The following is a 22,786-nucleotide window of genomic DNA, read 5'->3' as shown; positions in this document are numbered from 1 at the left end:
GGCGACGTCCGGTCAGGCCTGCGGAGGCAGCGCAGCGATCAACGGGTGATCGAAGGTCAGCACGCCGGTCTTCGCCGCGCCGCCCGGCGACCCGAGCTCCTCGAAGAAGTCCACGTTGGCACGGTAGTAGCCGGCCCACTGCTCGGGGAGGTCGTCCTCGTAGTAGATCGCTTCGACCGGGCAGACCGGCTCGCAGGCCCCGCAGTCGACACATTCGTCCGGGTGAATATACAGTGACCGTTCGCCCTCGTAGATGCAGTCGACCGGGCATTCGTCGACGCAGGCGCGGTCCTTCACGTCCACGCACGGCAGCGCGATGACATACGTCACGAGGAGACGAGTTCCACGGAGCGGCTGATGCCGACCTGTTCGTTCCGCGGGACGACCTTCACCCGTTCACGCTCGACCGTCGAGGGATCCGCGGCCCCGAGTGCGCGTTCGTGGGCGTCGAGCACGAGCCAGCCGTCCCACTCGGTGAAGCGGATGCCGCGGGCGGCGAGCACGGACAGGATCGCGTCTCCGTCGTCCTCGACCGGTTCCGGCAGGAGCCCGTCATCGAGATCGGCGACGAGCCGCGTGACTGTCTCGAGCGCGTCGCTTTTGGTGTGCCCGATCAGGCCGACGGGTCCGCGCTTGATCCAGCCGGTCGCGTACAGGCCGGGAACTGGCTGCGCGGCCGGGTCGAGGACCCGGCCGCCGTCGTTCGGGATCACGCCGCGTGCCTCGTCGAAGGGCACCCCGGTGAGAGGGCTGCCGCGGTAGCCGACGGCACGGTAGACCGCCTGGAGCGGGTAGTCGAGGATCTCACCTGTCCCGGTGACACCGCCGGGGTTGGCGGGATCGGGCGCGGTGCGCTCGAAGCGCATGCCCTCGACCCTGTCCGTGCCGTAGACCTCGACGGGGGAGTGCAGGAAGTGCAGGTGCAGGCGGCGCGAGGCCCCGCTCGGTTCTTTCGTGAGCCAGCCGTTCAGGGTGCGGCTCATCACTTTGACCTGGTTGTTGGACGCGGCGAGGAACTGCTCTGAGGCCTCGTCCCTCGGGAAGTCCTCGTCGTAGACGATCACGTCGACGTCAGGAACCGCGCCGAGCTCCCGGAGTTCGATCGGGGTGAACTTCACCTGGGCGGGCCCGCGACGGCCGAAGATGTGCACGTCGGTGACGGCCGAGGCCGCGAGGCCCGCGTAGACGTTCTCCGGGATGTCCGTGGGCAGCAGGTCGTCGGCGTGCTTCGCGAGCATCCTGGCCACGTCGAGCGCTACGTTGCCGTTGCCGATCACGGCGACCTCGCGGGCGTCGAGCGGCCACTCGCGGGGGGCGTCGGGGTGTCCGTCGAACCAGGAAACGAAGTCGGCGGCGCCGAAGCAGCCGGGCAACTCTGTACCGGGGATCGGCAGCACCGCGTCGCGGATCGCCCCGGTCGCGAAGATGACGGCGTGGTAGTGGGCGCGCAGGTCGTCCAGGCTCAGATCGCTCCCGTAGCCGACGTTGCCGAGGAACCGGATGCTTCCGGCGTCGAGCATCTCGTGGAGGCTCGTGACGATGCCCTTGATCCGCGGGTGGTCGGGGGCGACGCCGTAGCGGATCAGGCCGTACGGCGCGGGGAGGGTGTCGAAGAGGTCGATGCCGACCGTGCCGCCGGCATCGCGCACAGCCTTGCCGAGGATGTTGCCGGCATAGATTCCCGCGGGTCCGGCGCCAATGATGGCGACTCGGAGAGTATGGGTGGTCATGAAAGGGCCTTTCGGGATGGTTCTGGAATGAGCCGGCCGGAACGGGGTTCGTCGGACGCGAGCTGGTTGCGGTACCGGGGGTGGAGCGGGCTGAGGGTGACGACGTCCCCCACAACGACAACGGCGGGGGAGCGGACGCCGCGTTCGGCGGCGAGGCCGGCGATGGTTGCGAGACTTCCGAAAGTGACGCGCTGGTTCGGGCCGTAGCCGTCCTCGATGATGGCGACCGGGCAGTCCCCGCCGCGGGGTCCCTCCGCGAGCATCGCCGCGGAGGCGGCGAGGCCGGAGATGCCCATCAGGAGCAGGACGGTGTGGTCACTGCCGCCCGGCAGGGACGGAAGCAGCTCGTGGCCCGTCACGACGGTGAACCCGTTCGCCACCCCGCGATGGGTGACCGGGATGCCGGCCGCAGCAGGCACCGAGATGGCGCTCGTGACGCCGGGGATGACCTCGACGGGGATGCCGTTGCTGCGGCAGTACGCTGCTTCCTCGCCGCCGCGACCGAGCACGTACGGGTCGCCGCCCTTGAGGCGCACGACCCGGCGGCCGGCGCGGGCGTGTTCGACGAGGAGCGCGTTGATCTCGTCCTGGGGCACCGGGTGGTGGCCGGGAAGCTTGCCGACGTCGATCACGAGCACGCCGGGGTCGAGCTCGTCGAGCAGGGACCGCGGGCCGAGCCGGTCGGCGATGACGACATCCGCTTCGTCGAGCAAGCGGCGGCCGAGCACGGTGATCAGGCCGGGATCGCCGGGTCCGCCACCGACGAGGTGCACGGTACCGACACGGTCGCGTGCCACGCTCATCGGCCTGCCGTGAGGTAGAGGCCGCGACGGCGCAGCAGGCGGCGTTCGGCGGGTGCGAAGAGCACGAGCTCGACGAGGATGCCGACGAACAGGATCACCAGGATCGTCGCGAGCACCCCGGGCAGGTCCGCGAGTTCGCGGCTCTGCTGGAGCATCGAGCCGAGCCCGAAGCCGATCGACCCGCCGACGGCGATGATCTCTGCGGCCATCAGGGAACGCCAGGAGAATGCCCAGCCCTGCTTGAGGCCGGCGAGATAGCCAGGCATCGCGGCGGGAAGCACGACGAGGGTGGCCATCTCGACGCGGTTGGCGCCGAGCACCGTGCCCACGCGGCGCAACTGCGGCGGGATCTGGTCCACGCCGGCGACGAGGCCGTTCGCGATCGACGGTACGGCGCCCATCAGCACGACGAAGTACACGGTCGCATCGCTGAGGCCGAACCAGAGGATCGCGGCAGGGACCCAGGCGACGGAGGGAAGCACCTGCAGCCCCGAGAGCAGCGGGCCGAGGGCGCGACGGAGCAGACGCCACTCGGCGAGGAGGAGGCCGAGCGGGGTACCGATCGCGACGGCGATCAGGAACCCGATCCCGCCGCGGGAGAGGCTCGTCACCACGGCCGTCTGCAGGTGCCCGGTCGACCAGAGGTCGGTGATCGAGGTGAGCACGTCGAGCGGGCCGGGGGTGAGGTCGGGACGTGGCCTGGCGATCACGATGTAGAACTGCCACGCCGCGATGAGCGCGAGCACCAGCACGACCGGCGGCAGGACGCCGTCGGCGAACCGGCGCCACGGGCCCTTCTCGACGAGCGGCGAGGTCTGCAGGGCGTCGAGCCCGGCCTCGAGCGTGCGGAAGTCCGCGCGGCTGCCGGTCGTGGAGCCGGTCGTGGTGTCCGGCTCCAAGGAGCCGGGAACGATGGTGTCGGTGGATGTCTCAGGCGGCATTGCGGCGGATCTCCTCTCGGAGGTGGTTGGTGATCTCGATGGAGAGGCGGGAAACCTCCGGCGACTCGATCCGGCGCGGACCGTCGTCGACGATGCGCCACTCGTTGCGGATGCGGCCGGGACGGCTCGACATGAGCAGCACCCGTTGACCGAGCCGGGCGGCCTCGCGCACGTTGTGCGTGACGAACACGATCGTGCGGCCGGTCTCGCGCCAGACCCGCTCGAGTTCCTCGTGAAGCAGGTCGCGGGTGATCGCGTCGAGGGCGGCGAAGGGCTCGTCCATCAACAGAACCTTGCGGTCCTGCGCGAGCGACCTGGCGAGGGCGACCCGCTGGCGCATGCCCCCGGAGAGTTCGTGCGGGCGCTTGTTCGCGGCATCCGCGAGGTTGACGAGGTCGAGGAGCTCGAGCGCCTCACCGCGGCGCCGGCCGTGCGGCACCCCGCGCAGTTTGAGGGCGAGTTCCACGTTACGGCTCGCGGTCAGCCAGGGGAACAGGGCGGATTCCTGGAACATGACGGCGCTCTTGCCGCTCGCCACCGTGACGGTGCCCTCCGAGGGGTGCTCGAGGCCCGCGATGATGTTGAGCAGGGTCGACTTGCCGCACCCGGAGGCCCCGAGCAGGCAGACGAATTCGCCCGGCCTGATCGTGAGGTTGATGTTGTCGAGCACGACGGGCCCGGCCTTGCCGAAGCGCTTGGACAGCCCGTCGACCCTGATGGCCGTCTCGACGTCCGCTGCGACCACCGCAGCGGGTGCGGTGTCGGTGCTTACGCTGATGCCCGGCCGGTGGCTGCCCGATCCGGTGCGGTCGCGCTCTGTCACGGACACGGCGCTCACCGCGCTCCCGAGCCGGTGACGATCCCTGCTGCGAGGGTGGCACCGTCCTGGGCGTTGATCACGAGGAAGGCGCCCGAGCGGCGGTTCTCCGTGAAGGTCTCGACCGGGAGCGGAGCGGCGAGCCGCAGGCCGACCTCGCCGATGTCGTTGACCTCGAGGCCGCCAGCGGGTTCGAGCTCGAGGGTGTCGAGGTTGAGGCGCCCGGTGACGGTCGAGACGATGGCCTGCACCGTGTTCGTGCCGAACTTCACCAGGGTGCGGTCGCCCGGTGTGAGGGCCCGGGGGTCGAGCCAGAACAACGCGGCCGTGAGGTCCCTCGTCGATTCGGGCAGGGTGCCCGCCGCGCCGATGACCGCCCCGCGGGCGATGTCGATGTCGTCGGCCAGGCGCAGCGCGACCGACATCGGGGCGAACGCCTCGGTGAGCTCGGTGCCGGCGAAGTCGATGCCGGTGACGATGGTCGTCGCCCCGCCGGGGGCGACGCTCACGCTGTCGCCGACCCGTACCGTGCCCGAGGCAACCTGCCCGGCGTACGCCCGGTAGTCGCGGAACGCATCGGCGTCCTCCAGCGCGACGGCGACGGCGCCCTGGGGCCGGAGCACGAGCTGCACGGGCAGCCGGAACGCCTCGATGGCGGTCTCGACCTCGTCGACGACCGGGAGGCTTTCGAGCAGTTCGAGCAGGCTCGGCCCGTCGTACCACGGGGTACGCGGCGAGCGGTCGACGACGTTGTCGCCGACGAGCGCCGAGACGGGCAGCACGTGCACGGCGCCGAGGCCGAGCTCGCTCGTGACGGCGCGCACGGATGCCGCGACCGCGGCGAACGCGGATTCGTCGTAGCCGAGGAGGTCGATCTTGTTGACCGCGATGATCACGTGCGGCACCCGCAGCAGGGAGACGACGGAGAGGTGCCGCCTGGTCTGCTCGAGCACACCCTTGCGCGCGTCGATCAGCATGATCACGGCGTCTGCCGTCGTCGCGCCGGTGACCATGTTGCGGGTGTACTGCACGTGCCCCGGGCAGTCGGCGAGGATGAAGGAGCGGCGCGCGGTCGCGAAATAGCGGTAGGCGACGTCGATCGTGATGCCCTGCTCGCGTTCGGCGCGGAGGCCGTCGGTGAGCAGCGCGAAGTCGATGCCGCCGTCGGCGCCGCCGAAGCCGCGCTCCGTGGACGTGCGGGTGACGGACTCGAGCTGGTCGGCGAGGATCGCCTTCGAGTCGTGCAGGAGCCGGCCGACGAGGGTCGACTTGCCGTCGTCGACGGAGCCGGCGGTTGCGAACCGGAACAGGGTGCCCGGGGCGTCTGCGGCGAAGGTGGTGCCGGCATCCGCCGGAGTGAGGAGTGCCTGAGTCATCAGAAGTATCCGTCCTTCTTGCGGTCTTCCATGGCCGCTTCGGAGATGCGGTCGTCGGCGCGCGTCGCGCCGCGTTCGGTGATGGTGGAGAGGGCGACCTCGCGCACGACGGCGGAGACGGATGCGGCGTCGGAGTCGACGGCGCCGGTGCAGCTCATGTCGCCGACCGTGCGATACCGGACGGTCCTGGTCTCGACGGCCTCGCCCGGGCGGGGCTCGGAGACGGGCCCGATCGCACGCCACATGCCGTCGCGGCGGAAGACCTCGCGCTCGTGGGCGTAATAGAGCGGGGGCAGTTCGATGCCCTCCCGTTCGATGTAGCGCCAGACGTTGTACTCGGTCCAGTTGCTGATCGGGAACGCGCGCACATGCTGGCCGACGGTGTGGCGGCCGTTGTAGAGGTTCCAGAGTTCGGGGCGCTGGTTGCGGGGGTCCCACTGGCCGAATTCGTCGCGGAGGGAGAGGATGCGCTCTTTTGCGCGGGCCTTGTCCTCGTCGCGGCGGGCGCCGCCGAAGACGGCGTCGTGGCGGCCGGCCGCGATCCCGTCGAGGAGCGGGAGGGTCTGCAACGGGTTGCGGGTGCCGTCGGCGCGCTCGCGCAGGCGGCCGTCGTCGATGTAATCCTGCACCTTCGCGACGGTGAGGCGGAGGCCGAGGCGGGCGACCGTCGCGTCCCGGAAGGCGAGGACCTCCGGGAAATTGTGGCCGGTGTCGACGTGCAGCAGACCGAAGGGGACCTTGCCCGGCCAGAAGGCCTTCGCGGCGAGGTGCAGCACGACGACGGAGTCCTTGCCGCCGGAGAACAGCAGCACGGGACGCTCGAATTCGGCGACGACCTCACGGATGATGTGGATCGCCTCGCTCTCGAGCACGTCGAGCTGGGAGAGCCGGTGGCTCCCCGCGGCCTGAACGGAGGACTCGGTGGCGATGGCGGTCGTGACGGCGTTCACTCGTGGAGCCCGCATTCTGTCTTGGCCAGGTTCGCCCAGCGTCCGGATCGGGGGTCGTCGCCGGCGGCGACGGGCTTCGTGCACGGCGCGCAGCCGATGGAGGGGTACCCCTGCTCGAGCAGCGGGTTCACCGGAACCTGGTGGTAGCCGGCGTAGTCGAGGATGTCGTCGAAGCTCCACGCCGCGAGCGGGTTGACCTTGACGAGGCCGTTGCGCTCGTCCCAGGTCACAAGCGGGGTGTTCGCCCTGGTCGGGGCCTCGTCGCGGCGCACGCCGGTGAACCAGAGTTCGTAGCCGGTGAGCGAACGCTGCAGGGGCTCGACCTTGCGCATCGCGCAGCACAGGTTCGGGTCGCGGCTGAAGAGTTCCGCGCCGTGTTCGGCGTCCTGCTCCGGGACGGTCTTCGCGGGCAGCACGTCGACGATCCGCACCGGGAGGAGCCGGGCGACGGTGTCCCTGGTTTCGTAGGTCTCGGCGAAATGGTAGCCGGTGTCGAGGAAGAGCACGTCGACGCCGGGCAGCTGTGCCGCAACGACGTGCGGGAGCACGGCGTCGGCCATCGAGCAGGCGACGGCGACGTGTGCGACGGGGAAGTTGGCCGCCACCCACGCGACGACCTCGGCGTAGCCGGTCTCGCCGAGTTCCGCGGCGCCACGGACGGCGAGAGCCTTGAGCTCCTCGGCGTTGCGCCGGGGAGCGACGGCCGTCGTGGCCGCCGTCGTGAGTCCGGTTCCGGTTGTGGCGTCGCTCATTGCAGGGCCTCCTCGTCGGCGCGGTGTGCCCAGACGGCGAAGGTCTCGGTCTCGCCGCGGTCGGCAAGGAAGCGGAGCACGATCCGTTCGACATAGTCGGCGATGTCGTCCGCGGTCACCTTGAGACCGCGGACGGTGCGACCGAGGCCGGCCTCCTCGCGCTCATGCGAGGCGAGGCCGCCGCCGAGGTGCACCTGGAAGCCGGGGACCTGGCCGCCGTTCCCGTCGGGGAGGAGCTGGCCCTTGAGCCCGATGTCCGCAGTCTGGATGCGGGCGCAGGAATTCGGGCAGCCGTTGACGTGCAGGCTGATCGGCTGGGGGACGTCGATCGAGGCGAGCCGCTTTTCGAGCTCGAGGACCGCATCCGTCGCGGACTTCTTGGTCTCGACGATCGCGAGCTTGCAGTATTCGATGCCGGTGCAGGCGATCGTGGACCGGCGGAACAGGCTGGGGCGCGCGGCGAGGCCGATCTCGTCGAGGGCAACGATCAGGGATTCGACGTTCTCCTCGGGGATGTCGAGGAGCACGAGCTTCTGGTGCGGGGTCGTGCGCAGTCGCGTCGAACCGTTCGCCTCGAGCAGGGCGGCGAGGCTCAGCAGCGTCGGGCCGGAGACGCGGCCGACGAAGGGGGTGACGCCGATGTAGTAGCGGCCGTCGGTCTGCTTGTGCACGCCGACGTGGTCGCCAGGCCGGGTGGGCGGCGGGGCCGCGGGACCGTCGGGGAGCGGGGACTCGAGGAACTCGTCCTCGAGGACCTTCCGGAACTTCTCCGGCCCCCAGTCGGCGAGCAGGAACTTGAGCCTGGCCTTGTTGCGCAGGCGACGGTAGCCGTAGTCGCGGAACAGACTCGCGACGCCGTGCCAGACCTCGGCGACACGGTCGGGGGAGATGAAGACGCCGAGGCGTTCGGCGAGGCGCGGGGCGGTGGAGAGGCCGCCGCCGACCCAGAGGTCGAACCCGATGCCCAGTTCGGGGTGGTCGACCGCGACGTAGGAGATGTCGTTGATCTCGTGCACGACGTCCTGGCTCGGGCTGCCGGTGATGGCGGTCTTGAACTTGCGCGGCAGGTTGGCGAGGCTTTCGTCGCCGATGTACCGGGCCGTGATGTCGGTGATGAGCCCGCTCGGGTCGATCAGTTCGTCAGCGGCGATGCCGGCGACGGGGGAGCCGAGGATGACGCGGGGCACGTCGCCGCAGGCCTCCGTGGTCTGCAGCCCGACGGCTTCGAGGCGGGTCCAGATCTCGGGAACGTCCTCGATGCGGATCCAGTGCAGCTGGATGTTCTGCCGGTCGGTGAGGTCGGCGGAGTCACGGCCGAATTCGTGGGAGATCTCGCCGATGACGCGCAGCTGGGTCGTCGTGAGCTGGCCGCCGTCGATGCGTACCCGCAGCATGAAGTACTTGTCTTCGAGCTCGTGCGGCTCGAGGGTCGCGGTCTTGCCGCCGTCGATGCCGGGCTTGCGCTGCGTGTAGAGGCCCCACCAGCGCATCCGGCCGTGCAGGTCGGTTCCCTCGATCGAGTCGAAACCCTGCTTCGAGTAGATGTTCTCGACCCGTTCGCGGACGCTCAGGCCGCCGTCCTCCTGCTTCCAGACTTCGTTGCCGTTGAGGGGGGCGGTGCCGTCCACCTTCCACTGGCCGTTGGGACGGCCGGCCTGGCGGTGGGGCCTGGCCGGCGTGGCCGCTTCGGTCTGGTTGGGTGACACGGGATCCTCCTTCGGCACCGGCCAGAGCGTGAGCCGGAGTGCAGCGTGAGCCGGGGTGCGTTGGAAGAATCTATCGAGAATGGGGAGCAATCACTCGCGTGTGTCGTAACGGCCAGTCACGCACCGTAGCAGAGCGTCACACGGATGCGCCGGGCGGCATCCACTCGTATAGTGTCGGTCGTTCCCATCGCTGTTCCGGCCCCTGTCCGGCCAGGGTCACTGTTCGCTGTCGGGCGTTCGGCATAGTCTCGCCGCATGACCCAGGTGATCTACAACACGGCGACCTCGTTCACCGGCTTCATCGCTGACGAGTCCAATTCACTGGCCTGGCTCTTCGCGGTCGACACGGCGGGACTCGAGGACCAAGACCAGTTCCTGGCGGGCATCGGTGTTCTCGTGGAGGGCTCCACGACCTACGAATGGGTCCTGCGCGAGGAGGAGCTGCTCGACAAACCGCACAAGTGGCGGGAGTTCTACGGCGACCGGCCCACGTTCGTCTTCACCAATCGCGAGCTGCCGACGCCCGAGGGGGCCGACGTGCGGTTCGTGAGCGGGAGCGTCGCTGCCGCGCTGCCGTCGATTCTCGCGGCAGCTGGGGAGAAGGACGTGTGGGTGGTCGGCGGCGGCGACCTGGCCGGCCAGTTCCTCGACGCCGGCGCCCTCGACACGATCATGCTCTCGGTGGCGCCGGTCGCCCTGCCCGGCGGGGCTCCGGTGCTGCCGCGTCGGCTCGAGTCCGACCACCTCGAGCTGCTGAGTGCGACCGCCCAGGGTCAGTTCGCGATCCTCACGTATCGCGTGCGCCCCTGACTGCGCGCCCGGCTGCATCCCTGAGTGTGCCCGGCAGTGCCGCTGACTGCACCCCGCGGTACTGCCGGTGTTCCGTCTGCCGCCGCGCCTGTTCCGGCAGGCCGCACCCTAAACGGCGGGCGCGGGCTGCGGATTCGGGGGCGGTTCCATCTCCCGGAAAACCGGAATGCCGAGCGGCAGAAGGGTGACCGCAACGTAGAGCACGCCGATGATGAAGAAGGAGGTCTGCAGGCCGACGGTGTCCGCACCGATTCCGCCGAGCAGGGCCCCTGCGGGCACGCCGGCCCAGGCCCCGGCGTTGATCAGCCCGAACACCCGGGCGCGCATGCCCTCCGGTACCCGTTCGAGCTCGACCGTGCCGAGGATGGGGTTGATCGCGCCGGCGGCGACGCCGGAGAGCGCGGTCGCCGCGATCAGCCAGACAAAGGGGAGTCCGGCCGCGAACGCGAAGAGGGACGGACCTCCCGCAAGGGCGAAGCAGACCGAGAAGGTGACCCGCCGGGGCAACCGGTGCGCGAAGAATCCGAAGACCACGGTTCCGAGCAGGGCGCCTCCGCCCATCACTGCCACGAGCACGCCGAATGCCGCGGCCCCGCCCAGCGAATCGTGGGCGTAGAGCGGAAGCAGGGAGGAACCGCGGGCGGCATCGAACACGTTCGTGACGAGAACCAGGAGCACGACCGCACGCAGGAGCGGCTCACGTGTGACGAACCGGAAACCCTCGGCGAGTTCCGACCAGTAGCCAGTGCGCGCCGGGGGGTCGGTCGCGTCGGGCATCCGCTCGGCCACGACCGGACGTGTGACGAACAACCAGGTGATGATCGCCGAGAGCGCGAAGGTGCCCGCGTTGACGAAGAGGGCGTTCAGGGGGCCGACGCCGGCGATCAGGAGACCGCCGAGCGGTGCGCCGAGGAGGCGGGAGAGGCGCTCGGCTCCATCGAGGAACCCGACGGAGCGTTCGAGACGCACGTGCGCATCGGCAGAGAACGCGGGCAGGAGCACCCGCCGAGCGGTCTGCCCGGGGGTGTCGAGGAGGCCGCTGAGGAAGACGAGGGCGAGCAGACCCCAGAACGGAAGTCCGATCGTGAGCGCGACGACCGGGATGGCGAGGACGGTCGCCCCGCTGATCAGGTCCGCAAGGATGCTCGCACGGCGGTAGCCGATCCGGTCGACGACGACCCCGCCGAGGGGGCCGCCGATGATGACCGGGGCTGTCGCGAAGAATGCCGCGGTGCCGACCTCGATGCCCGTCCCGCCGGTCGAGAGCACGTAGAACGGAACGGCGAACAGGGTGACGACGTTACCGGTCTGCGAGACGACGTGTGCCGTGAGCAGGGCGGTGAGAGAGCGCAGCGCGCGGGTGGCCGCGAGGGTCTTCGTCACGGGGTGCGATAGGCCTGGTAGACGAGGCTGACCCGCTCGGAGCCGTCGGCTTCGGTGTGAGTGGCGCTGATCGCCAGGAACTTCTCGGTGACGACCTCGAGTTCCTTTCTCAGCTCGGCGAGTTCGGTCACCGTGAGGCGCAGACCTCGGTCGGAGCTCGGGGCTGCGCGCACCCAGTCCGCGGGCAGGGCGGGCACGTTGTCGAGGTACTGCGTGAAGTTGGCGGCGTAGATCTGCACGATCGCCCGTTGGAGAGCCGTTGACGCCGCCAGCGCTGCGGGATCGTCGAGAAGGTCCGCCGGTTCCCAGGACGTCAGCGCGTGGCTCGACCGCCACCAGCGTTCGCGACGATCGGTTCCCATGTCTGCGGCCTCCTGGATCAGACCGATGGAGGCGAGCTTGGCCAGGTGGTAGCTCACCGTGCCCGGGGCCTCGTCGACGACGTCGCCGAGCAGGGCGGCGGTCTGGGGCCCGCGCTCGCGCAGCAGGCCGAGCAAGCGCAGCCGGGTCGGGTGCGCCAGGACGCGCATGGATGCTGCGCTCGTGAGGTGTGCGGTATCGCCGGATTCAGGAGAGGGCATGCCACCACGCTATCTCCACAACACCTATTGCGCAATAAGTCTTGTGCGATTTGAGTGCGTTTGCGGATTTCCGGGGGGTGACCGCGGCGGTTTCGTGAGGCCGCTCCCGAAACGGCGGGCGCAGCCTGCCGAAACCGGCGCGATGGCGGCGAGCGGATGTCCACCGACCGGATACCGTCGGCGCTCGCCGCGGATTCGCGTCCCGTGCGGTCGGACGTTATGGCGGTCAGTCGGTGGGTGTGAGGGCGTTGCGGTAGCGGTCGGTGACGACGGCGACGAGGAGCGGACTTGCGGGTTCCGTGGGCAGGAGCAGGGGCGCGGTGACGGCATCCGCCCCCGCTTTCTCGACCAGCCCCTGGAAGAACCCCGGGGCCAGAAGGTAGCTGCTCACGACGACACGTCTGCCGGGCCGCTGGATGCGCTCGATCGTGACGGCGCACGCGAGGCGAGGGCGTGCCGCGGAGAGGAAGCCGAGCGCGACGTCGCGTCCGGCGGCGAGGGACAGTCGCTCGGCGACGACGCGGCACGCGGCGACCGCACGGGCGTCGCTTGAGCCGGCGACCGCGAGCACGAGGGAATCGTCGGCGTTGAGTGGGACCTCGTCGAGTCGTTCTCGGAGTAGTTCGATGAGCCGGTCGTCTGGTCCGAGCGCCTCGGTCATGGTGACCGAACGCGCGGATGCCGCGGCTTCGCCGGCGACGGCATCGGTCAGGTCGACGTACACGTGGTAGCCGGCGGACAGAAGCAGCGGAACAACCACAGCTGGCACACCGGCCGGGAGTGCGGCCAGCGTCGAGGGTGCGTCCGGCTGCTGGACATCGACATAACCGAGGGCGGTGTGGAGCGTGGGTTCCGCGAGAGCCACGGCGGCCATGAGCCCCGCGACCGCCGCCTGCCCGGCCGCGGACGAGGTGCCGTGGGCGATGCCGACGAGGGCGGGAGAGGTGGAGGCCGTCACCCCTCTATTCTGCACGGGCGGGTGCGTGCGCGCCTGCCCGATCGGATCCGACGGTGTTCGGCCTCGGGCGCTGTCCTGTTCAGGTCTGGACGGTATTCGGACGGTGAGGGCCATCAATGGTCCTCCACACCGGCGCTTGGGTCAGTCGGTGTCCCGCAGGATCGGGTTCTTGCTGGCGAGGAGGATGGGTGTCTGCTCGGGGTCGAGTCCGGGTGGTGGGGTGAGCCAGTAGCGGCCGGTGTGGTCTCGAGTGATGCGCCAGTGTTCGTTGTGAAGCCGGAGGTGGTCGGCCCGGCAGAGCAGGACGCCGTGGTCGAGGTTGGTCTGCCCGGTGTCGTCTTTCCAGTGCTCGATGTGATGGGTTTCGGTCCAGGAGGGTGGGCGGTCGCAGCCTGGCCACATGCAGCCGCCGTCGCGAATGGCGAGGGCCGCGCGTTGGGCGGGGCTGAAGGTGCGTTGTTCGCGGCCGAGGTCGAGGCCGTGGCCGTGGTCGTCGAAGGTGACCTCGAGTATCCCGCTGTCGCAGAGGTTGCGCTCCATGGTTTCGGCGGAGACCGTGACGACGGTGCCTTCGATCACGCCGGGCTGGAGCGTGGGATCCTCGGTCGCGGGTTCAGTGGGCGCGGTCCCGATGGTCGTGGTGCTGGTGGGGCGGATGGTGATCATGCGGACGGCGGGGCTGCGACCGCCGGCGATGCGTTTCGGGTCCGCTTTCACGCCGAGTTTGGTCAGGGCGAGGAACGCGTCGGCGGTGAGCTGCTCGGTCGTGCGCGGGTCGTCCTGCACCCGTTTCGCCCAGGCGGCCTGCTCCTTGTCGACGAACCGCACCCCGCCGCGGCGGGGGCTGGTGATGGCGTCGTAGGTACTCATCAGGTATTCGCCGTCTTCCGGGGCGAACAGGCCGACCATGCGCACCTGCCCCGTGTGGAGGCGGTAGAACCGCAGGGACCGGTCGCCGTAGGCGGCTTTCTCGCGGGCGGCGATGCCGGCCTCATCGAGCACGTCCCGCACCCTCCGGGCCCGCTTGAACAGTTGGTCCGCATTCAGGGTCCGTGCCTCGGTGAGGAGCCGGGCGAGGGCGGAGGCGAGTTTCTCCGGAGTGATCGCCCGGTCCAGATCGCCCAGGCCCTTGCGGAGTGCATCGGCCTTCTCCACGCTGAGCCAGCCCTCGCCGAGGGCCCGGCCGATCGGGGCGTGCCACGGCGGCACCGCGGCCGCCGGCACCGGCGGCACGTGCGGGGCCGTCCCGTCGAGGGGCGGCTGCCCGCCGGTCCCTGGCTGTCCGTCTGGCCCTGCCTGACCGTCGTTCCCATCGTGGGGTGGGGTGCCGTCGTGTAGTTTCTGCGCCTCGGCTGCTTCCCGGGCGGCTTTCTCGGCGGCGTCGGTCTCGACGAGCAGCCGGCCCACGCCGAGCAGTTTGACCGCGTCGCTCTTGCTCGACCCGGAGATGGTCTGCAGCAAATCTTCCGGGGTGCGGAATCCCCGTCGGGCGGCGAGGCCCTGGCCGCCGAGTTCGGGTCGGGACCGCCGGGCCAGGGTCGCGGCGAACCATGCCGCCTGGGTGTCCAGGGCCCGTCGGGCCCCGGCGATCAACACGTGGCCCTCGAGTACCGCCTCATCGCTGAGCGTGTCGACAGCGGCGGACGAACCGCCCAGCCCGGTGACGACGTCCACCATCGACCGCAACCCACCGAGCACGTCGCCCTGCACCGGATTGGCCAGCACCGGATTGGCCAGCACCGGATTGGCCAGCACCGGGTCGACGAGCACTGGGTCGCCGAGCACCGGGTCGCGGCGCATCGACTCGTCGCGCACGTGGTCGCCGTGCGGCTGATCGGGTGAAGCGGGCGACTCGGGGAGGTTGGTCATGCCTCAAAGTTACGACCGACCACCGACATTCTCTGAATATCGCTCAGGTCTGTGGAAACTCCCTCTGATCAAGTTCCTGTTGAGGAGAATCCGCCAGATTCGGGTCCCGCTGAGTGCCCGGTTCGCTCCTCGGCTAGTCACGTGAAGATCCCGGTACGCTGCTCGGATGTAGAGCTTGCCGACGAGATCGCCGGCAACTCAATCCGTGTCGGAACTCGAGCCGCTCCCGGGGCCGAGGGGCCGGTTGCTCGTGAAGATCCGGTCGGGATCGAGTCGGCGCTTGACGCCCGCGAGGCGCTCGAGCGTTTCCGGCGTGAAACTGCGCGTGAGGTCCTGGCCGGTGGTGAGGTAGGTCGGCAGGGTGAGCCCGAGGGTGCTGCCCGCGAGCGCCCGGCGGAGCGGGCCGAACACCGCCTCCGGGTCGGCGGGTCCCTTCCCCGTGAGGAACGAACCGGCGAAGGCCAGGTACCGTGCGCCGAGGCGACCGGCGACAGCAGTCGCATCCGCCCCCTGCTCGGCGACGGCGCCGCCGAGGGCACGGATGCCGAGAACGGTCAGGCCCGCTGGCGTCGCTTCGCGGAACGCCCGCGCGAGGGCGCCGAGTCCGGCCTCGTCTCCACCGGCGAAGGACGTGATTGCGGCCGTCCACTCGAGCGTGGCGGCCGGTTCTGTCGGTTCTGCCGCGACCTCGGCCAGGTGCCCGATCGTGAACGGCCGGGTCCCGTCGGCGAGCACCGGTGCGCTGGCGAGCAAAGGGGCAAGCAGGGGCGCCGCGTCCTCGGCCGTTCCGACGAAGACCACCTCGGCATTCGCGACCGTCTGGCCGCGGAGCGGCGGGGGCACCTGCTCGATATCGGGCAGGTTGATCAGGCCGAAGAAGATGCTCAACTCGGGCGGGGCATCCGCCATGATCGTTGCGACGCTCGCGAAGACGGCCTCGGCTGCTGACGCCGGGAACACGATCGTGCCGCCGAAGAGGTCGGGTGCCGGGTACAGGTCGATCTCCAGCGCCGTGACGATGCCGAACAGCCCGCCGGCGCCCCGCAGCGCCCAGAGGAGTTCCGGATCGCTCTCCGCTGTCACCCGGCGCAGCTCGCCCGTCGCGTCGACGAGCTCGACCGCACGGATGCTGCGGGCCGCGATCCCGCGCCAGCGGCTGAACCAGGAGTGGCCGCCCCCGAGCAGGAGCCCTGCGACGCTCACATCGGGGTTGGAACCGGCGAGCGCCACGAGCCCGGAACCGTCCAGACGGGCGAGCAGGGCGCCCCAGGACACCCCGGAACCGACCCGGGCCACGCGCCGTCGCTCGTCGATCACGATCTCGTCGAACGCGCTCGTGCGCACGAGAATGCAGCCGGAGACGTCGCCGGCGGGGCCGTGACCGCGCGGCTGCACCGTCACCCGGCGCCCGTCGGCGCGGGCGGCGGCGAGGATGCGCCGCAGGTCTTCCGGCCCGGCCGGGTACGCGACGGCAACGGGCCGTTGGTCGATCGCGAGGTTCCACGGTGTGCGGGCACTGTCCCAGTCGTCGTCATACGCGCGGACCAGCCTGCCGTCCAGGGCGTCCACGAGGTCGTTGAGTACGGGGTCAGACGGGGAAGCAGGTGTCATCGGGTCCTCCAGAGCGAATCGGGAACGCGGCCGGAACGTATATTGGCGATTCTCGGCCTGTCCGGCCCCAAGGCCAACCCCGGTGCCAATCCCCATGCCGATCGCGGGCTCGCGCCCGGAGGCGGGGTCCCGCGCTTAGGGTAGAGACATGGCAGAACGCACCCCGTGGTCACTCTCCGGCGCATTGCGCGGCATGTTCGCGAAGAAGACGATCGACGCCGACACCTGGGACGACCTCGAGGACGCACTCATCCAGGCCGACTTCGGACCGCAGATCACCGAGGACATCGTCGCGGACCTGCGCGCCAAGGTCACCAGGTACCATACGACCGACCCGGCCGACCTGCAGCGGATGCTGCGCGAAGGCCTCGAGGAACGCCTCTCCCGGCTCGACTCGACGCTCAACCTCAGCGCGCGCCCCGCTGTCGTGCTCGTCGTCGGCGTGAATGGCGTCGGCAAGACGACCACGATCGGCAAGTTCGCCAAGTTTCTCCGCGTCTACGACCGGAGCGTGCTGATCGGGGCGGCGGACACGTTCCGCGCCGCAGCGGTCGAGCAGCTCGCCACCTGGGCCGAACGCGCGGGCGCCGAGATCGTGAAGCCGCAGGCCCAGGGCCAGGACCCGGCATCCGTCGCCTTTCAGACCGTGGAGCGCGCGATCGCGACCGGCACCGAGATCGTGATCATCGACACCGCCGGCCGCCTGCAGACCAAGGGCGGCCTCATGGACGAGCTGACCAAGATCCGCCGGGTGATCGAGAAGCAGGCGCCGATCTCCGAGGTGCTGCTCGTGCTCGACGCGACGACCGGCCAGAACGGTCTCGCCCAGGCCGAGGCCTTCATCGAGCACGCCGGGGTCACCGGTCTCGTGCTCACCAAGCTCGACGGGTCCGCCAAGGGCGGGTTCGTGCTCGCGGTCCAGGAGAAGACCGGCATCCCGATCAAGCTCGTCGGCCAGGGTGAGGGCATCAACGACCTGACCGGATTCACTCCACACGTCTTCGCGCAGAAACTCGTCGGATAGGACCACCATGACCATCGAACACGATTTCTTCGGAATCCTCGGCAGCGACGACGAAGGCGAGATCTACTGGTCGGACTCGGCAGAGCTGGGCGACCAGGACATCGAGATCGACCTCAGCTCGCCCGACGAGCCGTCCGTCTCGCTCGAAGCCCTGGATATCGCGGCGTTCATGATCAATTCCCTCGAAGACCTCGACTCGCAGGCCCGCGAATCACTCGTCGCCGAGCTGAGCGCCGAGGGCTCCGTCACCGCGCTCTACATCAACCAGTGCTTCGAGGAGCTCGACGAAGAGGTCATCGAGGACGCCTTGATCTGGGACTCCGGCGACAAGCAGATCGACTTCCTGCGGTCCATCCAGCTGCAGCGGATCGGCTTCCACCCGCACCACATCAAGAACGACGAACACTTCGCCGTGCTCGACTACTCGATCAGCCCGACGGAGACCGATGCGCTCCTCGTCGTGACCCTCGACGTGCACGGCGACGCGATCGTGATCTCGCTCGACAGCTGAGTGCGATCCGGCCGCGCGCCGCGCACGGACGGAGGGCCGCTACTGGATGCTGCCCTTGAGCGGGTCGCCAAGGGGTACGTTCTCGAGCACCCGCACCTCGGACGGGCCGGAGACATGCTCGGCAACCAGGGCGTTGAGCTCGGTCATCGCGGCGCCGGCCGCGTGGGCGGCCAGGTCGGCAGGGCTGGCCCAACGCTCGATCATGACGACCGTGCCTGCGTCGCGGTGCAGGGCGTAAAGCTCGTTGCCCGGTTCGGCGTGGACCTTGGGGGACACGATCGCGAAGGCATCCACAACGTTCTGGAGATGCCCGTCCAACGGGCTGATGGTGGCGACGACGATTACAGACACGAGTGCTCCTTCAGTTGCGAAGCCTCAACCGTACGCTTGCAGGACTCGGGACGCGCAACGGGGGACAGGGTCCCGGAAAAATGAGTGCCACCCGAACGGAGGTGACACGCCGCGAGAAATGCCGATTAGCCGGGATAAAAACGAGATGATAAACCTGAGGTAACCAAGTAACTTGGCGTGCCGAGCGGTTATCCGGGAGATCGGGTCCGAGCTTCCAGAGCGGCCGGCATCTATCCTTCTCTCTGAGAAAAAAAGGTCATTGCCATGCGTAAAATCACCATCGCCGCCGTCGCGCTGCTGGGCTCGGTAGCACTTGCCGGCGCCACCACCCTCCCCGCCTTCGCCGCGGACACGACCTCAACCGTCGCTGTCACAGCAGGGGGGTTGTCGATTACGGCTCCCGCTACCCTGGCATTCTCCGCTGCTGCTCCTAACGCGATCTCGACGGCCGCACTCGTGGGCGTTCAAGTCTCGGATCTGCGCGCAGCAACAGGTGGCTGGGTCTCGAACGTCATCCTCGCCGACTTCGTGTTCACCGGGACGACCGGTCCTATTCCGATTCCTGCGTCGATTGTCACATACACGGCCGGTACGCCTGCTGTGACCGGCACCGCCACCGTGACGCCTGCAGCGGCTGTCAGCCCAAACGCTGAAAGCCCTGTGCAGACCGCGACCGCGGTCACGGGCAACAACACCGCAACGTGGGACGCTGCGCTCTCCATGACCGTCCCGTCTGCGGCCCTCTTTGGAACCTACTCGGCTGTGTTGACACATTCGGTCGCATAGTCCGCTCCGCCCCAACTGACAGAGCCGGCCGCGGAGGCCGCGAAATTGCGGTCGCCGCGGCCGTGGTCTCACCACCCCTGACCTTCCCGGGTATCTTCCAGGGGAGGCCGTGCATCGAAGGAATCCTAATTGCGCTCGATCGTTGCGGCAGCGACACTGCTTCTCCTGGCATTTATGCCTTCCCTCCGGGCGAATGCCGAAGAGGTTCCCCTAACGACGGGTCCAGCGACGAACCTCCGGCAAGCCGATGCGGCGGGCGGTATCGGAATCCAGCTCATCGACGTGCCGGCGGCTACTCAAACGGATCCTCGCGCACGGATATACATCGTCGATAGGCTCTCACCGGGCAACGTCATCCAACGCCGGGTCAAAGTGGAGAACAACACTGCGGCGACGCAATCGATTCGGGTCTACTCGGGTGCTGCACATATCTCCGATGGGGCGTTCATCGGTGAGGCCGACCCGGCCATCAGCGAGTTGACGACCTGGACCACGCTCGACACTCCAACACTCGTGCTTGCACCGAGCGCCTCCGCAATGGTCACGGTCACGGTCACTGTGCCCGCCGACGCCGCAGAGGGCGAGCGCTATGCGGTGATCTGGGCCGAAATCCGTGGGGCCGCCAACGCGTCGGGTATCGTCTCGGCGAGCCGTGCTGGCATCCGCATTTATCTCTCGGTCGGCCCTGGCAATGGTGCCGCGGCCGATTTCGCCGTCGACAGCCTGGCCTCCGCCCGCGATGCCCGCGGGAATCCGACGGTGGCGTCCCGGGTTACAAACACGGGTGGACGTGCACTGGATTTGACCGGAAGCCTGAGCCTGTCGGGCGGACCAGCCGGTCTCTCCGTGGGACCGGTCAACGTCCTGCAGGCCGTCACGATCGCGCCGGGAGCGTCCCAGGACGTGCTGATGACCCTCGATTCGAGCCTTCCGAACGGGCCGTGGACGGCGAACCTAACGCTTAAGAGCGGCCTTCTCGAACGGACCGCAGCGGCAACGATAACCTTCCCCGACTCGGGCAGGGGCGAGACGGTCGCACCAGACTCCGGCATCCCGATCGCCTGGATCGTTGTCATCACGGTGATCACCGTCCTCCTGGTCCTCGCACTGGCAGCGGGAACGGTCTGGTTCCTGCGTCGCCGCAGGATTCTTCGCGGAACTCGGGCACCCGAACTCAGGAAGTAGCAACACCGGTTAAAGTAGAAGAACAATGGCTACTTTTGGAAACCTCTCAGATCGCCTGGCCGAGACGTTCAAGAATCTCCGCACCAAGGGCAAGCTCAGTGCGGCGGATGTCGACGGCACCGTGCGCGAGATCCGTCGCGCCCTCCTCGACGCCGACGTCGCGCTCGAGGTCGTCAAGGACTTCACCGCGCAGGTGCGCGAGCGCGCCCTCGGCGACGAGGTCAGCAAGGCGCTCAACCCGGCCCAGCAGGTCGTGCAGATCGTCAACGAGGAGCTCATCCGCATCCTCGGCGGCCAGCAGCGCCGCCTCGAGTTCGCGAAGAAGCCGCCGACCATCATCATGCTCGCCGGCCTCCAGGGTGCGGGCAAGACGACCCTCGCCGGCAAGCTCGCCAAGTGGCTCGCCAAGGACGGGCACACTCCGATCCTCGTCGCCGCCGACCTTCAGCGTCCAAACGCCGTCACCCAGCTCCAGGTCGTCGGGCAGCAGGCCGGCGTTCCGGTCTACGCGCCGGAACCCGGAAACGGTGTCGGCAACCCCGTCACGGTCGCCCGCGACGGAGTGAAGTTCGCCCAACAGAAGCTGCACGACGTGGTCATCGTCGACACGGCCGGCCGCCTCGGCGTCGACGCCGAGATGATGAAGCAGGCCGCGGACATCCGCCGGGCCATCGACCCCGACGAAGTGCTCTTCGTGATCGACGCGATGATCGGACAGGACGCCGTCGCAACCGCGAAGGCGTTCCAGGACGGCGTCGATTTCACCGGCGTCGTGCTGACCAAGCTCGACGGCGACGCCCGCGGTGGCGCCGCCCTCTCCGTCGCGTCGATGACCGGTCGCCCGATCATGTTCGCCTCCACGGGAGAGAGCCTCGATGACTTCGAGCCGTTCCACCCAGACCGGATGGCGAGCCGGATCCTCGACCTCGGTGACATCCTCACCCTGATCGAGCAGGCGCAGGGTGCCTTCGACGAGGACGAGGCGCGCAAGCTCGCCGAGAAGTTCCAGACCGACACCTTCACGCTCGACGACTTCCTCGGCCAGATGCAGCAGCTGCGCAACATGGGCTCGATCAAGAAGATGATGAGCATGCTGCCCGGCGCCGGCGCCATGAAGCAGCAGCTCGAGAACTTCGACGAGCGTGAGATCGTGCGCACCGAGGCCATCATCCAGTCGATGACCAAGGCGGAGCGCACCACCCCGAAGCTTCTGAACGGCTCGCGCCGGCTGCGCATCGCGCGTGGCTCCGGGTCGAGCGTGACCGAGGTGAACCAGCTCGTGCAGCGCTTCGAGCAGGCCGCGAAGATGATGAAGACCGTCGCTCGCGGCGGCATGCCGAACATTCCCGGCATGGGGCCGATGCCCGGCGTCGGCGGTGGCCGCGGCAAGCCGCAGCAGGCGAAGAAGAAGGGCTCGAAGTCGGGCAATCCGGCCAAACGCGCCGCGGAGAACCTCGCGATCGCGTCCGGTGAGAAGCCTGGTGCCGCCGGTGCCGCTGCACCGACCGGCGGCGGAACCGGTTTCGGGCTCGGCGGCCGCAAGCCTGCCGTTCCCGGCAAGCCCGGTGGCCCCACAGACGAGGAAATGGCCGCTCTGCAGAAGATGCTCGGCCGGTAGGGTTCTCCCGGCGGTCACTCCACTTCGCGCGCCACATGCGCCCCTTCGCGCCAGGCATGCTTGGCGCGAAGCGGCGGAAATGGTGCGCGGCAGGGGACAACTGGCGCGCAGCGGCGGAAGTGGCGCGTGACTGCGGGATCTGGCGCGGAGCGGCGTAGTCGGTGCGCACTGCGCACGTTTAGGCTGGGCGCATGATGATCACGAAGCCCGGTCCCGTCCGTATCGGCGCGCAGGTGGCGCCGCAGCATGCCGAGTACTCGAAGATCCGCGACACGGTCGCCGAGGTCGAAGCACTCGGCACCGATGTCGCCTTCAACTGGGACCACTTCTTCCCGCTCTCCGGTGACCCGGACGGCCTGCACTTCGAGTCCTGGACGATCCTCGCAGCGTGGGCGGAGCAGACCTCGCGGATCGAGATCGGCGCCCTCGTCAACTGCAACAGCTACCGCAACCCCGACCTGCAGGCCGACATGGCCCGCACGATCGACCACATCAGCGGCGGACGGTTCATCTTCGGCACCGGCTCCGGCTGGTTCGAGCGCGACTACGACGAGTACGGCTACGAGTTCGGCACCGTCGGAACCCGGCTCGACGCCCTCGCGGAGAACCTGCCCCGCATCGAGGCGCGCTGGGGCAAGCTCAACCCGCCGCCCACCCGGAAGATCCCGGTGCTGATCGGCGGTGGCGGGGAGAAGAAGACCCTCCGCATCGTCGCCAAGCACGCCGACATCTGGCACTCCTTCTCGAGCCCCGAGGTGCTCGAGCACAAGCTCGGGGTGCTCGCCGAGTGGTGCGCGACGGTCGGGCGAGATCCGGCAGAGATCGAGGTGTCCACGGAGCTGCGCGGCCGTACCGTCGCAGAAGCCGAGGATCTCTACGCGCTCGGGGCCCGCCTGTTCACGATCGGGCTCTCCGGCCCGGCGTACGACCTCGCCCCGCTGACGGACTGGCTCGCCTGGCGCGACGCGAAGAACGCTGACTGACCGCGGACGACCGCCCGCGCTCGTTGTCCGGCCGCGCGGGC

At 69.2% G+C, this 22,786-nt stretch carries 22 protein-coding genes; 7 read left to right on the top strand and 15 right to left on the bottom strand.

Annotation, left to right across the window (positions count from 1 at the left end; genetic code table 11):
- Positions 1-12: 12 nt before the first annotated feature.
- From fdxA to E3O44_RS03115, 9 genes are all read right to left on the bottom strand, one after another.
- Positions 13-330, bottom strand: a complete 318-nt coding sequence (gene fdxA, locus E3O44_RS03155; RefSeq protein WP_134532378.1) for a ferredoxin — start codon at positions 328-330, stop codon at positions 13-15.
- Positions 327-1,730, bottom strand: coding sequence for an FAD-dependent oxidoreductase (locus E3O44_RS03150; RefSeq protein ID WP_134532377.1), 1,404 nt, complete (start codon positions 1,728-1,730; stop codon positions 327-329). The genes fdxA and E3O44_RS03150 overlap by 4 nt, the downstream gene beginning before the upstream one ends.
- Positions 1,727-2,533, bottom strand: coding sequence for a uroporphyrinogen-III C-methyltransferase (gene cobA, locus E3O44_RS03145; protein WP_134532375.1), 807 nt, complete (start codon positions 2,531-2,533; stop codon positions 1,727-1,729). Before cobA ends, E3O44_RS03150 begins: the two co-directional genes overlap by 4 nt.
- On the bottom strand, positions 2,530-3,474 hold the full coding sequence (locus E3O44_RS03140; protein ID WP_134532373.1) for an ABC transporter permease: 945 nt from the start codon (positions 3,472-3,474) through the stop codon (positions 2,530-2,532). Before E3O44_RS03140 ends, cobA begins: the two co-directional genes overlap by 4 nt.
- Positions 3,464-4,192 (bottom strand): ABC transporter ATP-binding protein, encoded by a 729-nt coding sequence (locus tag E3O44_RS03135; protein WP_198415867.1) that lies wholly within the window; start codon positions 4,190-4,192, stop codon positions 3,464-3,466. The genes E3O44_RS03140 and E3O44_RS03135 overlap by 11 nt, the downstream gene beginning before the upstream one ends.
- Before the next feature lie 116 nt (positions 4,193-4,308).
- Entirely contained in the window at positions 4,309-5,667 is a 1,359-nt protein-coding gene (locus tag E3O44_RS03130; protein ID WP_134532371.1) for a sulfate adenylyltransferase subunit 1, read from the bottom strand.
- On the bottom strand, positions 5,667-6,632 hold the full coding sequence (gene cysD, locus E3O44_RS03125) for a sulfate adenylyltransferase subunit CysD (protein WP_134532369.1): 966 nt from the start codon (positions 6,630-6,632) through the stop codon (positions 5,667-5,669). The genes E3O44_RS03130 and cysD overlap by 1 nt, the downstream gene beginning before the upstream one ends.
- Positions 6,614-7,369, bottom strand: a complete 756-nt coding sequence (locus E3O44_RS03120) for a phosphoadenylyl-sulfate reductase (RefSeq protein WP_134532368.1) — start codon at positions 7,367-7,369, stop codon at positions 6,614-6,616. Before E3O44_RS03120 ends, cysD begins: the two co-directional genes overlap by 19 nt.
- A complete protein-coding gene (locus E3O44_RS03115) occupies positions 7,366-9,075 on the bottom strand; it encodes a nitrite/sulfite reductase (RefSeq protein ID WP_166792515.1) in 1,710 nt (569 codons plus the stop codon). The genes E3O44_RS03120 and E3O44_RS03115 overlap by 4 nt, the downstream gene beginning before the upstream one ends.
- A gap of 255 nt (positions 9,076-9,330) precedes the next feature.
- Here E3O44_RS03115 and E3O44_RS03110 point away from each other — a divergent pair, with 255 nt between their 5' ends.
- On the top strand, positions 9,331-9,885 hold the full coding sequence (locus E3O44_RS03110; protein ID WP_134532364.1) for a dihydrofolate reductase family protein: 555 nt from the start codon (positions 9,331-9,333) through the stop codon (positions 9,883-9,885).
- 108 nt (positions 9,886-9,993) lie between these two features.
- Here the strand turns inward: E3O44_RS03110 and E3O44_RS03105 are convergent, their stop codons facing one another.
- The 5 genes from E3O44_RS03105 to E3O44_RS03085 form a co-directional block, all read right to left on the bottom strand.
- Entirely contained in the window at positions 9,994-11,268 is a 1,275-nt protein-coding gene (locus tag E3O44_RS03105) for an MFS transporter (RefSeq protein WP_134532362.1), read from the bottom strand.
- The gene (locus E3O44_RS03100; protein ID WP_134532360.1) at positions 11,265-11,849 is read right to left on the bottom strand and encodes a helix-turn-helix domain-containing protein; all 585 of its coding nucleotides are present in this window, start codon (positions 11,847-11,849) and stop codon (positions 11,265-11,267) included. Before E3O44_RS03100 ends, E3O44_RS03105 begins: the two co-directional genes overlap by 4 nt.
- A gap of 226 nt (positions 11,850-12,075) precedes the next feature.
- Positions 12,076-12,807, bottom strand: a complete 732-nt coding sequence (locus tag E3O44_RS03095) for a sirohydrochlorin chelatase (RefSeq protein ID WP_241975982.1) — start codon at positions 12,805-12,807, stop codon at positions 12,076-12,078.
- Between the two features lie 141 nt (positions 12,808-12,948).
- A complete protein-coding gene (locus E3O44_RS03090) occupies positions 12,949-14,676 on the bottom strand; it encodes an HNH endonuclease signature motif containing protein (RefSeq protein ID WP_134532356.1) in 1,728 nt (575 codons plus the stop codon).
- A 198-nt stretch (positions 14,677-14,874) separates the two neighbouring features.
- Positions 14,875-16,287 carry an FAD-binding oxidoreductase gene (locus E3O44_RS03085; RefSeq protein ID WP_166792514.1) on the bottom strand — a complete coding sequence of 471 codons (1,413 nt, stop codon included), beginning with the start codon at positions 16,285-16,287 and terminating at the stop codon, positions 14,875-14,877.
- A 148-nt stretch (positions 16,288-16,435) separates the two neighbouring features.
- Between E3O44_RS03085 and ftsY the strand changes: the two genes are divergently transcribed.
- Positions 16,436-17,311, top strand: a complete 876-nt coding sequence (gene ftsY, locus E3O44_RS03080) for a signal recognition particle-docking protein FtsY (protein ID WP_134532353.1) — start codon at positions 16,436-16,438, stop codon at positions 17,309-17,311.
- A gap of 7 nt (positions 17,312-17,318) precedes the next feature.
- Positions 17,319-17,822, top strand: coding sequence for a DUF2004 domain-containing protein (locus E3O44_RS03075; protein WP_134532351.1), 504 nt, complete (start codon positions 17,319-17,321; stop codon positions 17,820-17,822).
- A 39-nt stretch (positions 17,823-17,861) separates the two neighbouring features.
- On the opposite strand, the gene E3O44_RS03070 is transcribed toward E3O44_RS03075, so the two are convergent.
- Positions 17,862-18,173 carry a putative quinol monooxygenase gene (locus tag E3O44_RS03070; RefSeq protein ID WP_134532349.1) on the bottom strand — a complete coding sequence of 104 codons (312 nt, stop codon included), beginning with the start codon at positions 18,171-18,173 and terminating at the stop codon, positions 17,862-17,864.
- A gap of 264 nt (positions 18,174-18,437) precedes the next feature.
- On the opposite strand from E3O44_RS03070, the gene E3O44_RS03065 reads away from it, so the two are divergent.
- The 4 genes from E3O44_RS03065 to E3O44_RS03050 all read left to right on the top strand — a co-directional run bounded on the left by E3O44_RS03065 (position 18,438) and on the right by E3O44_RS03050 (position 22,745).
- Entirely contained in the window at positions 18,438-18,959 is a 522-nt protein-coding gene (locus tag E3O44_RS03065) for a hypothetical protein (RefSeq protein ID WP_134532347.1), read from the top strand.
- 372 nt (positions 18,960-19,331) lie between these two features.
- Positions 19,332-20,144 carry a COG1361 family protein gene (locus E3O44_RS03060; protein WP_134532345.1) on the top strand — a complete coding sequence of 271 codons (813 nt, stop codon included), beginning with the start codon at positions 19,332-19,334 and terminating at the stop codon, positions 20,142-20,144.
- A 25-nt stretch (positions 20,145-20,169) separates the two neighbouring features.
- On the top strand, positions 20,170-21,762 hold the full coding sequence (ffh, locus tag E3O44_RS03055; RefSeq protein WP_134532343.1) for a signal recognition particle protein: 1,593 nt from the start codon (positions 20,170-20,172) through the stop codon (positions 21,760-21,762).
- A 191-nt stretch (positions 21,763-21,953) separates the two neighbouring features.
- Positions 21,954-22,745 (top strand): LLM class F420-dependent oxidoreductase, encoded by a 792-nt coding sequence (locus tag E3O44_RS03050; protein ID WP_420897905.1) that lies wholly within the window; start codon positions 21,954-21,956, stop codon positions 22,743-22,745.
- Positions 22,746-22,786: the final 41 nt, after the last annotated feature.

Source organism: Cryobacterium algoricola (genome assembly GCF_004402485.1).
Classification (GTDB): domain Bacteria; phylum Actinomycetota; class Actinomycetes; order Actinomycetales; family Microbacteriaceae; genus Cryobacterium; species Cryobacterium algoricola.
Note: the sequence above shows the minus strand (reverse complement) of the source record. Positions and strands in the feature narration are given on the sequence as shown.